The 14,697-nt window shown below is 55.9% G+C and carries 9 protein-coding genes; 6 read left to right on the top strand and 3 right to left on the bottom strand.

The window, feature by feature from the left end:
- Positions 1-80: 80 nt before the first annotated feature.
- Positions 81-3,377, bottom strand: coding sequence for a protein translocase subunit SecD (gene secD, locus RB_RS09220; RefSeq protein WP_164921767.1), 3,297 nt, complete (start codon positions 3,375-3,377; stop codon positions 81-83).
- Between the two features lie 78 nt (positions 3,378-3,455).
- Positions 3,456-3,875 (bottom strand): preprotein translocase subunit YajC, encoded by a 420-nt coding sequence (yajC, locus tag RB_RS09215; protein ID WP_007330921.1) that lies wholly within the window; start codon positions 3,873-3,875, stop codon positions 3,456-3,458.
- Positions 3,876-4,042: 167 nt separating this feature from the next.
- Here yajC and RB_RS09210 point away from each other — a divergent pair, with 167 nt between their 5' ends.
- The 3 genes from RB_RS09210 to RB_RS09200 all read left to right on the top strand — a co-directional run bounded on the left by RB_RS09210 (position 4,043) and on the right by RB_RS09200 (position 10,586).
- Entirely contained in the window at positions 4,043-5,296 is a 1,254-nt protein-coding gene (locus tag RB_RS09210; RefSeq protein WP_164921766.1) for a DegT/DnrJ/EryC1/StrS family aminotransferase, read from the top strand.
- 96 nt (positions 5,297-5,392) lie between these two features.
- Complete coding sequence (gene ppnP / locus RB_RS09205) at positions 5,393-5,671, top strand: pyrimidine/purine nucleoside phosphorylase (protein ID WP_011120003.1); 279 nt, start codon at positions 5,393-5,395, stop codon at positions 5,669-5,671.
- A gap of 421 nt (positions 5,672-6,092) precedes the next feature.
- Positions 6,093-10,586 (top strand): PVC-type heme-binding CxxCH protein, encoded by a 4,494-nt coding sequence (locus RB_RS09200; RefSeq protein ID WP_011120000.1) that lies wholly within the window; start codon positions 6,093-6,095, stop codon positions 10,584-10,586.
- A gap of 143 nt (positions 10,587-10,729) precedes the next feature.
- On the opposite strand, the gene RB_RS09195 is transcribed toward RB_RS09200, so the two are convergent.
- The gene (locus RB_RS09195) at positions 10,730-12,175 is read right to left on the bottom strand and encodes a Gfo/Idh/MocA family oxidoreductase (RefSeq protein ID WP_011119999.1); all 1,446 of its coding nucleotides are present in this window, start codon (positions 12,173-12,175) and stop codon (positions 10,730-10,732) included.
- A 575-nt stretch (positions 12,176-12,750) separates the two neighbouring features.
- On the opposite strand from RB_RS09195, the gene RB_RS09190 reads away from it, so the two are divergent.
- The 3 genes from RB_RS09190 to ruvA all read left to right on the top strand — a co-directional run bounded on the left by RB_RS09190 (position 12,751) and on the right by ruvA (position 14,262).
- Positions 12,751-13,083 carry a HesB/IscA family protein gene (locus RB_RS09190; RefSeq protein ID WP_007326964.1) on the top strand — a complete coding sequence of 111 codons (333 nt, stop codon included), beginning with the start codon at positions 12,751-12,753 and terminating at the stop codon, positions 13,081-13,083.
- Positions 13,084-13,204: 121 nt separating this feature from the next.
- Positions 13,205-13,642 (top strand): transcription antitermination factor NusB, encoded by a 438-nt coding sequence (gene nusB / locus RB_RS09185; RefSeq protein ID WP_007326965.1) that lies wholly within the window; start codon positions 13,205-13,207, stop codon positions 13,640-13,642.
- Positions 13,639-14,262, top strand: a complete 624-nt coding sequence (gene ruvA / locus RB_RS09180; RefSeq protein ID WP_007326966.1) for a Holliday junction branch migration protein RuvA — start codon at positions 13,639-13,641, stop codon at positions 14,260-14,262. Before nusB ends, ruvA begins: the two co-directional genes overlap by 4 nt.
- The last annotated feature ends 435 nt before the right edge of the window (positions 14,263-14,697 follow it).

Below are 14,697 nucleotides of genomic sequence, written 5' to 3'. Positions count from 1 at the left end.
ACGAAAAAACTCCCTTCCGATGAATCGAAAGGGAGTTCGTGTGAGCTAACTGATCGTCGCGGATGGTCCGCGGCGGTTGATCAAGCGTTGGCTGCTTTTTTCTCGGCTCGTTCCACCAACCACAAAAGCACGGGGCTGGCGACGAACACGCTACTGTAGGTACCGACGATGACGCCGATCACCAAAGCAAACGCAAAGGCGTGAATGCCTTCGCCGCCGAAGGCGTACAACAGCACGACCACGATCAACGTCGTCAACGATGTCAGCAACGTTCGGCTGAGCGTTTGGTTGATGCTGGTGTTAATCATTTCGCCGGTCAAGCGTGGGGCTTTGCCCTTCGTTTCACGAATACGGTCAAAGACCACGATCGTGTCGTTGAGCGAGTAACCGATGATTGTCAGCAATGCGGCGACAACCGTCAGCGAGATCTTGAACGGGTCGATCAGCAAGAAGCCAAGTGCATCGGCAACCCAGTAGCTGATCGCGATCGCACCGAGCGTGATGGCGACGTCGTGAAGCAAGGCGACGACAGCGGCGAAGCCGTAGATGACGCGTTGGAATCGGAACCAGATGTAACCGATGATGCAAAGCAGCGAAGCGAACAGAGCTCCGAATGCACGGCTGATCATATCGCCAGCGACGCGAGCACCAACGGCACTGCTGCTGATCCAAACTGGATCGCTGTCGAGTTGTTTTTCCATTTCAGCCATGACCTTGATCGCGTTGTCACCGCCGAGAGGCAATTGGACACGCCATTTCGGGAACGCCAAAGTCGAACCCGGTGACCAGGCTTCGATGTCTTCACCGAGAGGTTTGACAACAATGCCGTCCTTGTTGATTGGCACGCCAGCGGATTCGGCAGCGGCCACGATCGAGTCGACCAAGCCTTCTTCGTTTTTGACTGCGACTCCATCGGCCCCCTTGATGCCGAGCGAGATGTCGGAGGTGCTGAAAGCGAGGCCGGGAAATTCACGGGCTTCCATTTTGGGCCCGTCTGATTCCGCAGCGTCTGCTTCGGTTTCCGGAGCTTCTTCGGCATTGGTTTCTTCAGCAGCAGCTTCTTCGTCGTCGTCTGCTTGAGCCACGACCAGCATCACACCGTTGTCCACCGATTGCCATTGGCTGGTCGAGGTTTCGGATGGTTCAGCAGGATCGGACGAGCTTGTTTCTTCCGCTTCAGGAGCGGCGTCTTCCGGCGTTGCACCTGGCAGGTCTGCGGGGGTGATGTCGACGCTGTAGGTGACCAAGCCAACCGATTCGGAGGCAGCGAAGCCTTCTTGGATGACTCGTTTGAGGTCTTCAACTCGTTCAACCGAGGAGTCGATTTTGAAGACGGTGCCTTCTTCGGTTCCCTCCATTGAAACTCCGTTGACCGTGAATTGAACCGAGCTGTTGTCGGAGGCGGCGACGGCTTTGTTCATGATCTCGCGAATTTCATCAGCCTTGGTCGGCTCGTCGACTCGGAATTGAACCGAGGAACCACCAGCGAAGTCGATGTCCAGGATGCTTTGTCCGCGAGCGAACAAGGCGGCGAGACCGCAAACGACCAAGATGGCCGACATGGTCAGGGTGACCTTGCCTTTGCTGATGAAGTTGAACTGGCCACCACCGGCGAAAGCCGAGCGAATGCTGTTCACACCATCGGACATTCCGAGCGACAAGAATCCGCGGCGTTCGGCCAAGTCGAAGATCGTTCGCGAAACGTAAATGGCGGTGAACATCGAGTACAGGATGCCCAAGATCAACGTGACGGCAAAGCCACGGATTTGGTCGGTACCGATCGCATAGAGAACGATGGCGGTGATCAGTGTGGTCAGGTTGGCATCGATGATCGTCGTGGTCGCTCGAGCGAAACCGTTGCGAATCGCCATGCGAGCCTTCGCGCCCTTGCTCAGTTCTTCTCGGATGCGTTCGAAGATCAGAACGTTCGCGTCGACCGACATACCGACCGTCAAAACCAAACCGGCCAAACCGGGCAGGGTCAACGGTTGGTTGATAAAGACCATCGTGGCCAAGATCATCGCCATGTTCATGATCAATGCGATGCAGGCGACGACGCCGGCGAATCGGTAGTAGACCAAGATAAAGACGAGCACCAAGCCAAGCGAAATTGCGATCGAGTACAGACCCTTTGTCCGGGTGTCCGCACCCAAGGTTGCACCCACTTCGTTTTCAGCGATGGGTTGCTTGGTCACGGTGGCTGGCAACTGGCCAGCCTTCAGGATTTGAACCAACGAGTCGACTTGATCGCGGGTAAAGTTACCCGTAATGCGACCGTTCTTGTTCATGGGCTCTTGGATCGATGGAGCCGAAAGCAGCTCATCATCGAGCACGATGCCCAATTGGCGAGTGCGGGAACCATCGGGAGCGTTGTTGGTTGTCAGGGCGCGGAAACGTCCGGAACCCATGTCGGTCAACGTAAAGGCAACCGCAGGGGCTCCCTTCTCATCGAAGGTGCTGGCGGCGTAAGCAAGGTCTTCACCCAGGATGTCCAGCTTGGGGTTGATCACCATCAGGACTTCGATGTTGTCGAAGTCTTGGGTCTGCAACCATCTCGCGACTGAAACGGTTTCATCGCCCACTCGGGCTTCGGCTGGAACGTTCAGGATCGCACCGGTGCGTGGGTTGCGAGCCAAGGCACCGCTGATTGGAACCAGCATCGGACGAATGCCATCAGTTTCTTTTTCTTCGAATCCGATGCGAGCCCAGATGCCGTAGAGCGAGTCTTCTGGTGAACCAACCATGTCCTTGGTCGCGACGCCGGGCTGAGTCGACTCAGCTTGTTCGATCGCTTCGTTGATCAGCGTTTGGTGATCAAACTGGTTAGCCAAAATTGCGAAACGGAGTTGTCCGGCTTCTTCGACTAGGCCTTTGATGCGTTCAACCGCGTCGGGATCTTTCTCGGGAATGATGATTTCGATTTGTTGTTCGCCATAGGGGCGAATGACGATTTCTTGCGTGCCCGCGGGGTTGATTCGGCGGGTAAGGGGACCGACCAAATCTTCACTGGTAATCCGTTGTCCTCCGCTTTCGATGACAGCCGCTTGCTTTTCCGGATCCAGTTCGTAAACCAAGATCGTACCGCCCGACAGGTCGATACCGAGGCTGGGGAGCTTGTTTGCAAGGGTCACGCCGCTGGCGGTGATCGCGAGCAAGATGAAACCGAAGCGAGTGCCATAAGTTGGCATCTTCAAGGATTTCGCCAAGAAGTTGCCAACAATGAACGGCAGAATCAGGACGGCTGCGGCGCTGAGCAGCGTCAAGAACTGTTCGATGCTGATGCCCTTGGAGACTTCGTTGGCAACGGCAGCGTCGGTTTGAGCGAGCCACTGTGCCGAAATCGATTGGCAAAAATCGGGGAGAGTCGAAAGATCCATCGTGGTTTCTAAGTACGGGTGCGATGTGTCCGCTGCGACCAAAACCAGTCGCTGTGGGAAGGATGGTTTGGGAAGAGGTCAGTCCGACGAATCGTTGTCGGGTTTGTTTTTCGGTTCGCCGACGATTTTGACGATGGCTGACCGATTGACTTTGATGCGTGTCGAACCGTTTTCGTCGATCTTCAACGTCACCGTTTCACTGTCTGGTGCTGCTGAAACGATCGTTCCGTGGATGCCGCCGATTGTGACCACGCGATCGTTCTTGGCCATCGAAGACATCATCTTTGCTTCCTCGGCACGACGTCGTCGTTCCGGGCCGAAGTACGTGACGTAGAAGATCGCCACGACGCCGACAGGCAAAATCAGAGGGTTTTCGAGAATTCGCTGTAGAATCGACGACTCTCCAGCGGGCGCTGCGTCCTGTGCCAGCAACTGAAAGGCGAGCAAGTTTGCCTGCCGCGGTAGATCGGTTAAGAACAGATCGGAAGAGGGCAACAAGACAGAGGTTCCGGGGATGATGACACTAGCTTGACGCGGCCCCAGCCGTCCTGGCTGGTGGTTGCCTGCGTCTTTCGCAATGCGGCATGATATGGAAGCAAAAAAATCGCCACAAGCCCAGCCCTAACTTGCCTCGCCATCCTCCTTTGCGTAGCACTGAGAATCCCTTGGATCTTCCCGCTGAAGAATCGTTCGACGTTGCCTCCGATGGGTGGCCGGCATGGCCGCCAAAACACGCGAAACTGACCATCCAGATCGAAAAATCGGTCTCAGAAGTCTTAGGTGATGGTCAGTGGGGCACGTATCCCGAGACCACCGCTGCCAAAAGTGAACAAGCCGGTGTCTACGAGCGTTGCCGGAACTCGGTGGGTCTGGCCGCGGGGGAATGGTCTGCGCCAGACGGAATCACGGCATTCGGGGGCCCCGCCAAAGTCCGGTTGTGTCCGTCAGGATCGTCCGCGATCGAGTTGGCTCTACGAGCATTGGGAGTTGGACCGGCCGGTACAAAGCGGATCGAGGCGATTCAGGTGATTTTGTCCGCCTACGATTACCCCGGCAATTTTCGAACTGTCGAATTGCTGGGCGGACGCCCGGTGCTGTGCGACACGCAGCCCACTTCGGGGACGCGGAACGGCCGAACTTCAACGGGAATCTCGCCGTCGCTCGAGTCGATTGAGCAGATTCAGGCACCGCCGGAGTCAATTTTGCTGGTTTCGCATTTGCACGGTCAGCTCATCCAATCAGAAAAACTCGCCGATCTGTGCCGGCAACGCAAATGGTTTTTGGTCGAGGACGCTTGTCAGGCGATGAGCGCGGGACGGATCAAACCAAACGCGGATGGCTCAACGGCTTTTGTGCCGGTCGGTTCTTTCGCGGATTGGACCACGTACAGCTTTGGCGGCAGCAAGCCTCTGACATGCGGCAACGGTGGTGCATTGGCGACCGAACACGAGGGCAAGTATCAAAAATTGAAGGGCATCGTCGATCGCCCGAGCGACACGTTTCCCATGTCACCACTGCAGTGTGCCGCGTTGTTACCGCAACTGGAATGGTTGGCCCAGTCCAATCGAATTCGATGTCACAACGCCCAGCGATTGAGCGAACTGGATTGGGCGTCGGTCGGATGTGCAGCGGTTTGGGACGAGGACCCGAATTTGATACGGGCTCCATACAAGTTTCCGGTGCTCGCGAAAAACGCTGAGATCCGAGCGAAGGTGATTCAGCAATTGCGAACAATTCAGCTGCCCTGCGGTGAAGGATTTCGGGCGATGCATCGAACGAGTGATCGCCGAAGCAGCAAACCGGTTTCGCTTGCCAATGCAGCCAACCTAAGCGAATCGCTGCTGGTCATCGACCATCGAGCCTTGCTGACGCCGGACGTTGCCGAACGTGTGGCGGGTTGTCTTTCCAAAATGGTGTGAGCAAATCCGATCAGGAATGTGGCTCGCGAAGATGTGAGGGTTGAATTATCTTCCTCGCCGTTCCTGTCCCAAGTTCCCTTTCGCGGAGATCTCATCATGCAAGTCAACGAATACTTCGACGGCAACGTCACTTCCATCGCCTTCGAAAATGGCGAAGGCCGTGCGACGTCCGGCGTGATGCTGGTGGGCGACTACGAATTTGGAACCAGCGAAAAAGAGCTGATGAAAATCGTCTCGGGCAAACTGGAAGCCAAACTTCCCGGCGAACCTGGGTTTCGAGCTTACCCAGCCGGATCCGAGTTCCGAATCGATGCCAATCAAAAGTTCCAGGTTCGAGTGATCGAGCCCACCGCGTACCTCTGCTTTTACAGCTGAGCAGAGCCGTTCTGGCTCGGCGATTCTGGATCTCAGCAGAGATCGAGTCGCCGCGTCCATGCTAGGGAACCAGCGTGTCGAAACCGCTGCAGCGGGCAGCTCGAAACATCGGTTTGGTTTTGGTTCCGGAGTCGATTTCCGGTCTTCCGGATTGCGGAGGCCGTGATCGGTTTCATTTGGTTACCCGAATGCGAATCGATCGCAACTCCATGGACTTCTTGTTGGGTTACAATCAGATTCCCTGTTAGTGAGTGACAACGGGTCTCAGAGCTTTCTTGTTCTCGGCGAAGGGTGATGCGATCATCCTTGCCCCGGGATCGGGATCTCCAGTTCGACGCCTACATCGAGTTTCGCGTCGGCTGCCGTTGTCGTTTCACCCCGCCGGAATCCTCCCACCTGGAACCTTGGTTCTCCCGCTTCCATGAAAAATGATGTCTTGCCGACCACCTCGTGGTCCTGGGTCGCCGCATTCGCGTGTACCGTTCTCTCTTGGAACATGTTGGCCACCGAGGCCCAGTCCGCCGATGGATCTGAAAAATCGATCCTGCTGATCGCGGGAAAACCTAGTCACGGTTACGGGGCTCATGAACACTACGCCGGCTTGAAGGTTCTCGAGCAATCTTTATTGGAAGCGAACCCGAATCTCAAAACCGAAGTCGTGCGTGGTTGGCCAAGCGATGCTTCCAAGGTGGAGTCGGCCGACAGCATTGTTCTCTACAGCGACGGGCAAGGCCGACATGTCGCGTTTGATCATCGCGATGAATTGCGAGCGTTGTTGAAACGCGGCGGAGGCCTGGTTTGTTTGCACTACGCAACTGAGATGTCGCCCGGTGAATCCGGCGATGACATGGTCGAGTTGTTGGGCGGGCACTTTGAAATTCACTACAGCGTCAATCCGCACTGGATCGCGAAATTTGATTCGTTGCCTGAGCATCCGATCACGCACGGTGTGGATTCGTTCTCGACCAATGACGAGTGGTACTTCCACTTGCGTTTTTCGGACAAAGGCAAGCTGACTCCGATCCTGCAGGCGGTTGCTCCCGAGTCAACGATGCGGCGTCCGGATAGTGCCCACACCGGCAACCCGCACGCTCGCAAGTCGGTTGCGGCGGGTGAACTGCAGACGGTCGCTTGGGCTTATGAACCCGAGATCGGCGGTCGCAGTTTTGGGTTCACCGGCGGACACCATCATTGGAATTGGTCGCACGTTCCCGTACGTCGATTGGTGACCAATGCGATTCGCTGGACGGCTGGTGATGATCCGACAACCGAGGCCGGTTCGTTGCAGCCAATCCCGGCGGAACAGTTGATGGCTGATCAAGACTTCGAACCACCGAAGAAGTTTGATCTGAAAGCAGTCGCGAAGGAATTCGACATCCCGTTGAATACTCAGACCAAATCAAAAGACGGATCGAAGAAGAAGCAACCGTCAAAGCAGTCCACTTCGGCGGTCACGCCACAACTGCTTTACGTTAGCCCGCTGGTGACAACGGCAACGCCGGACCATCGCGTTTCGATCGAGGTGGACTTGAGCGGAGTTGATGAAGTCGCCAGACGCAAATTGTTTTTGGTGGTCAGCGAAGGAGGCAACGACTATTCCTGCGATCATGTGGCTTGGTTGGATCCAACGTTGCATGGTGCAAAGGGAACGTCGGACTTGGTTGAACAAGGCTGGGTGACCGCGCGAGCGGGATGGGGCGAAGTTCGCAAGAATGCCAACTGTTCCGGTGGCCCGGTGCTGGTCCAAAACCAGCCCGCAGGCAAGGCATCGATTGGGACGCATGCTCCCAGCGTGATCGAATTCGATGTGCCGCCAGGCTTTGACAAATTGACCGTGACCGGGGCTTTGGAAAGTGGCGGCACCAACCAGCAGAACGGGAACAACACCAGCGTTCGTTTTGCCGTCTATGCCAGTGCCGCCCCCAACGATCTGAACGAGGTCGATGCGAAAGCGGTCGATCAACAGCGCTTGCCCGAACAGGCCGTCGCGGGTTTGGAGGTGGCCGAAGGTTTGGAGGTGACGTTGATGGGAAGCGAGCCGGATTTGTCCAGCCTGACCAATCTCGACATCGATCATCGCGGTCGCGTTTGGGTTTGCGATGTCATGAACTATCGCCGCAACCAAGGGGCTCGTCCTGAAGGCGATCGGATTCTGATTTTGGAAGACACCACGGGCGACGGCAATCTCGATCACATCCACACCTATTACCAAGGCCGCGACATTGATTCGGCAATGGGGATTTGTGTGCTCGGAAATGAAGTCATCGTTTCCGCCTCGCCAACGATTTGGAAATTCACGGACACCGACGGCGACGATGTTCCAGATTCGAAGGTTGCCTTGTTCACTGAAACGGGACAACCTCAGCACGATCACTCGGCTCACTCATTCTTGTTCGGTGATGACGGCAAGCTTTATTGGAACTTCGGCAACACTGGGATGCAGGTCAAGGATGCTAACGGCGAAACGGTCGTCGACATTCATGGTCGAGCCGTCGTCGACGATGGAAAGCCGTTGTTCGGCGGGATGCCATTTCGATGCGACTTGGATGGTTCAAACTTCGAAGTCCTCGCTCACAACTTTCGCAACAATTGGGAAACCACCGTCGACTCTTTCGGCGCGTTGTGGCAAAGCGACAACGATGATGATGGCAACCGCGGGACTCGTATCAACTTTGTGATGGAACAAGGCAACTACGGCTACCGAGACGAACGAACCGGTGCATCTTGGCGGGCCGATCGAATCAATCTGGAGGATGAGATTCCGCTGCAACACTGGCACTTGAACGACCCAGGCGTCGTTCCCAATGTTCTGCAAACCGGCGCTGGATCTCCGAGTGGAATTTGCATGTACGAAGGCCGCTTGTTGCCGAAGCGATTTTGGGACGAAGTGATCCACTGCGATCCGGGACCCAACGTTGTGAGGGCCTATCCAATGAAAACGGATGGTGCCGGGTATTCGGCGACCATCGAACCGTTGATTACTGGAACGACGGACAATTGGTTTCGTCCCGCGGATGTGTGCGTGGCTCCCGATGGATCGTTGTTCGTGACCGATTGGTACGATCCCGGCGTTGGTGGTCACCATCAAAAAGACAGTGATCGCGGACGACTTTTTCGGGTGGCTCCGCCGGGCGTGAAGTACTCAGTGCCGAAGTTTGATTTGTCGTCGGTCGATGGAGCCATCGCGGCGATGAAAAATCCGAACCGTTCAGTTCGCTATCTTGCTTGGCAAAAGCTGCACGCGATGGGTGCGGAAGCCGAAGATGCGTTGCTTTCGCTTTACCAAGACGAAAACCCTCGCTTTCGGGCACGGGCGTTGTGGTCGCTTGGCAGGATTGTAGGCCAAGGCCGGAAGTATGTGGAAAAGGCTCTCGGCGATGAAGACGTCAACATTCGTTGCACCGCGATTCGGTTGTGCAAACAACTTGGTCTCTCCGTTGCGAATGTTTGCGGCGATGCGGCTGGTGATTCTTCCGCTGCGGTCCGGCGTGAGCTGGCGGTCGCATTGCGGTTTGATGAATCCGATGCGATGCCGAACGTTTGGGCAAAGCTTGCTCAGCATTACGACGGAAAGGATCGCTGGATGTTGGAAGCTCTTGGCATCGGAAGTGATTTGCGAGCGGAGGAGTGCTTTGCCTCATGGATGAAGGCCAACGGAGGCGAATGGAACACGCCTGCGGGTCGAGATTTGGTTTGGCGTCTGCGAACCGACGATGCGGCCGCCAAGATGGTTGAGTTGTTGGCTGGTGGAATGTCCGGTGACGAAACCAAACGTTATTTCCGATCGCTGGAGTACCATCCCGATGCCGTTCGCGGATTGGTTCTTCGTCATTTGTTGCCTGATGAGAACAACGGGGAAGAAGTCGATCCGCAGGTTCTGGTTCGCACCGTGAAGCGGATGCCCGATTTCGATCCGGTGAAATTCCCGAAGACGCAATTGGCGATCACGGATTACATCCGAAGTCGCGCGGATGATCCGGACTTTGTCGAGCTGGTAGATCAGTTTGAAATTCGCGACATGGATGATCAGCTCATCGCAACGATGCTTCGTCAGGGAGACGACAATCTGTCGCTATCGGCATTGCGTTTGTTGTTGAAGCGAAAGGACGGATGGAACCGGTTCGTTAGCATTTTGGACAAAGACTCGAAGTACGATCATGGCCAACTCGGACGCGTGGTGTCGTTGCTTGGGTCGCTTGGCAACGGACGGGCGATCGGGTTGTTGGCGAAGACCGCAGGCGATGCGGAGATGGACTACGGACTGCGTAGTGCTTCCGTGCGTGCCATGGCCAAATCCAACGGTGGTGCGGAAGAATTGCTGAAGATGACGGAAGAGAAGAAGCTGCCCGCTGACACTCATTTGTTGGCAGGTGGTTTGCTTGGACGCAGTGCCAACGATGAGATCGCCAAACGTGCCAAGGAGTTGTTGCCGCAACCCGCGGCGGCGGACAGCAAGCCTCTGCCACCGCTGGACGAGCTGGTGCGTTTGAGTGGCGACTCTAAGAAGGGCATGGCAATCTTTCGTGGCGTCGCAACGTGTGCGAGCTGCCACATCGTGGATGGATTCGGAAAGCAAGTCGGCCCGGACTTGTCCGAGATCGGTTCGAAGCTTTCTCGCGAAGCGATGTTCACGTCGATTTTGGCACCCAGTGCCGGCATCAGTCACAACTACGAAAACATGATCGCGCTGACCGAAGATGGCCGCGTGGTCAACGGTGTTCTGGTTTCCGAGACGGATGAGAAGCTCGTGCTGCGAACGGCGGAAGCGATTGATTTGGAGTTCGATCAGGATGAGATCGTCGACGTTAAAAAGAGCGAGAAGTCGATCATGCCTGAGAACTTGCATCACACGACCGACCAACAAGGTTTGGTGGACGTTGTGGAGTATCTGATGGGGCTGAAGAAAAAGTCATGACATGAGTTCTGCCACGTCGACGCCAAACCTGTAGCTCGGTGGTCCCCCACCGAGACGCGTCTTAAGTTCACGGTGGGGGACCACCGTGATACAGGTTGGCGGATGCGGGCAAGACGTCGTTTTGACCCGGGCTCGAAGTCATCTCAGGCTTCGTAAAGATAGCCTTCGCGAGGTTCGAAGCTCAGAAACGAGTTGGCTTCTTCGGAGCCAGCGAACTGTTGTTTCTCGTCGCCCCAGGTCAATGTCTGACCGGGGTAGCGAGTTGCGATGCAGCCGAGCAGCGCTGACTGCGTCATCGTTCCAGCGATCTGCAAATCACTGGTCAATGATTCCGACTTGCCTTCACGAGCTGCTTGAATCCAACGTTCGTAATGAGATTTCGACGTTTCATCGTTTTCTGCGGAGAGTTGCTCCACGCGTTTGCGTCCGGCTTGGCGTGCTTCCGCGAGTTCGTTGTCATCGTCGCTGGAAACGGCGACGATTTGTGGCATTTGGTCCGGTTCGCCTGCAAGCGTTGATCCAACCAATGTCATCTTCTTGCCGACAATCATGCATCCGCTTCCACCAGCCGAATAGCCTGGTTCGCCAGTCGTTTCATCGGCGATGATGGTTGGGGTTTCGGGTTGTTTGCCGCCGTCGTACCAAGTCAGCTTCAGCCCATTCGGGCAAACATCCGTCGCGTCGAACTCCATCTCGATTTGTGACCAAACCGGATAAGCGATCGACGTCGCGGTTTCGCAGTCAGCGGTGATGCGACGAGGCAGTTGCAAACCCATGGTCGTGAAAGCGGGGTCAAGCAGGTGGCAACCCATATCACCGAGTGCACCGGTGCCGAAGTCCCACCATCCACGCCAAGCGACCGGCAGGTAGCCTTTGCAGAACGGACGATCTGCGACGGGGCCGAGCCATAGATCCCAGTCAAGTGAAATTGGAGCTGTTGTCGATGTAGGCACCGAGGTCATGCCTTGCGGCCACTCAGGGCGATCGGTCCAACAATGCACGGATTCAATTTCGCCGATCACACCGCGCTCGATGATGTCCCTGAACGCTCGCATGTGCAGGCTGGAATGACCCTGGTTGCCCATCTGGATCGCCAACCCGGATTGCTTTGCCGCAGCCTTCAATCGTTGGACTTCGTCAAACGTCCGGGCCATCGGGCATTGCATGTAAACATGTTTGCCATGACGTATCGCGGCCAAGCCAATCGTGGCGTGGGTGTGATCGGGGGTGCTGATGACCACCGCGTCGAATTCCTTGTCGAATTCATCCAACATCACTCGATAGTCAGTGAATCGTTCGACGTCTGGGTGCTGGCAAAATGTTTTGCCCGCACGTTGGACATCGACATCGCATAGTGCGACGGGGGTTCCTCCGGCGTGGATCATCCGGCGGACATCGCGTGCCCCCTGGCCGCCGACGCCGATCTGAGCGAATCGAAATTGGTCGCTGGGGGGCGTTTTGCCCGGACCACCCAACACGTGCGGCGAAACCACCATCACGGATGCGGCGGCGAGCGATGAGCGTTTCAAAAAAGAACGGCGGTTGGCCGCTGCGCCGCGACCAATGCGGTTGGCGAGAGAATCGGACATAGAGATCACCTGACGGTGCGATAGAAGAGAAAAGGACACGCGAAAAGACTCGCTGTGATCGATCTCAGCGAACCTCCGCCTGCCGTGGAGCATTTTACCGGTCGAGCAGCTTGCGGGCCAAAATTTCAATTCTTGACGGGCAGATTTCACCCGGCAGAAACGTTTGCCAACGATTCCCGGGGCGTGCGGCGATGTCAAAAATGGCGGGAAACACCGTGTTGAATGCTAGCAACCCGGTGCTGGGTGGTTGCATTCCGAACCCGCACCTTCGGAGGCAAAATGAACCGGACACTCCTTCGGTGCGAAAAGAGGTTGTTGATTTGGCCGGCCTGCGGGTACAATCGTCAATCACTAAGTAGTGGGCCGATTGGTGCAAAAACTGCCAAGTTGACTGGTTTTGGCATTGGCAAGCCGTTTGCATTGTTGAAACGATTTGCATGGCTGCGGGCAGTGAACGAATATGGCCATTGACTGTTTATGTCGATGGAACAAGTTCGGGCAACTCGTTCTGTGCAGTTCCGACTCGGACCTAACTTCAAACAACTGTCCATCCATTCACGAGGATCATCCGAACGATGGCAATCAAATTGACTGAGCGCGCGGCCGAAGAAGTCATGCGTTTTCGCAAGGAACACAACTTCGACGATTCGATGCTATTGCGGATTGGTGTCGCCGGCGGTGGCTGCAGCGGATTCAACTACACGTTGAACTTCGACGACAGCTTCGACATGAAGGCTGATTCAAAGTATGACTGCCACGGTGTCAGCGTCGTGGTCGACAAGAAGAGCTCGCTCTACCTCGACGGCACCGAAGTCGACTGGTACGACAGCCTCGAAAAACAAGGCTTCACGTTCAACAACCCGAACGCTGTGAAAAGCTGCGGTTGCGGAAGCTCGTTCCAAGCGTAGTCGGCTCGCTCGATTACCAAGAAAATTCATCGAAAGCCGGCTCACTTCATCGAAGTGGCCGGCTTTTTGTCATGGTCGATTTTTGTTGTGGCCTAGTTGACACTTCTGAGGTCCCTGCGGGATGATCGCTCGCATGTCCACACGTCGACGCGCCCGCGAAATAGTCCTGCAGCTTCTCTACGAAGCCGATCTCAATGATTGGCGTGATGCAGCCACGTCACGCAAATTCATCCGCTCCCGTTTGCAAGGTCGAAAGGTCCTCACGGATTTTGCGGCTGAGCTTTTGGATGGCACGATGGCGCGTCGCGATGACATCGACGCGAAGCTCACCAAGCTTTCCACGAACTGGGCCCTGCACCGCATGCCGGTGACAGATCGCAACGTGTTGCGTTTGGGAGCCTACGAGATTCTCTACAGTGGAACGCCCGGCCAAGTGGCGATTTCCGAGGCGTTGACCTTGGCGAAACGCTATGGCGGCGAAAACAGCCCGCGGTTCATCAACGGTGTTCTGGATCGGTTGTTCAAGTATCACTCCAATCCTGAATCTGTTTCCTCATGATCGTTTCGATTGCTGGCAAACTGGTCCAAGTGGGCGAGATCAGTGTCATCATCCAGGCGGCCCCGTTTGACTATGAAGTCTACGTGGGCGACTACACCCGCCGGCAGTTGCAAAACCAGATCGGCAACGAAGTTCGGTTGCACACGCTGGACTACATCGAGGGCAACGCTCAAGGCGGACGCCTCACTCCGCGGCTAATCGGATTTTCAACGCTACCCGAGCGACAGTTCTTTGACCTGTTCTGCAGTGTCGATGGTGTTGGCGTGAAGAAGGCTCTTCGGGCGATGGTTCGACCCGTCAAAGAGCTCGCCGTTTTGATTGAAGAGCAAGACGCGAAAACGTTGTCAGCGCTTCCCGGCATCGGACCGGCAACCAGCGAAAAGGTCATCGCGAAACTGCGTCGCAAAATGCCTCGTTTCGCGTTGATGGTCGCTGGGGGAGAAGTTGCCGATGCGATGGAAGTCGAATCTCCAATCGTTTCGGATACCTACGATGCATTGGTCACGCTGGGGCACTCCGAGTCGGATGCTCGTAAGTTGATCGACGAAACGTTGGCAACGGGCAAGAAGTTCAAAGACACCGAGTCCTTGCTCACCGCAATCTATCAGCGGTCCAAGTAAGAATCGGTCGGGGAATAGTTGTCAGGTACCTTTTGCCGGAACGGCCCATGGGGTGCTTCGCACAAAAAGGTAACTGACACTTGCTTCCCGCTCATTGCTAAGCGACGAGTCAAAGACGGTTGTTGCAACCTTGCATGCCGTCTGATCCGAATCGGTGAACGGATTAGCCGCGCCAGCCAAAGACCATTGCCGGTGGTCGTTTGTCTAGGCGTTTGCGGCTGATTTCACCGCGTGAGGGTGAAGCATGTTCCGATCGAGGGGCGGCGATCGAGCGTTTTCTAGGCTGTCGTCATAAAAACGACGCAAATTGCCCGATCGCTAATTTTTGACACTTGTGAGGCCATTTTCAGACGCATAGGTTTCGACCGTTCTAGGTCCTCATGGCTTCCGTCTTTTCGCTGTGAGGGTTGTGTCTTTGCCTTACGAGGGGAAATC

Origin of the sequence: Rhodopirellula baltica SH 1 (assembly GCF_000196115.1) — a bacterium.
GTDB lineage: Bacteria > Planctomycetota > Planctomycetia > Pirellulales > Pirellulaceae > Rhodopirellula > Rhodopirellula baltica.
The sequence above is the reverse complement of the archived record's forward strand: the minus strand, read 5'-3'. Positions and strand labels throughout refer to the sequence as shown.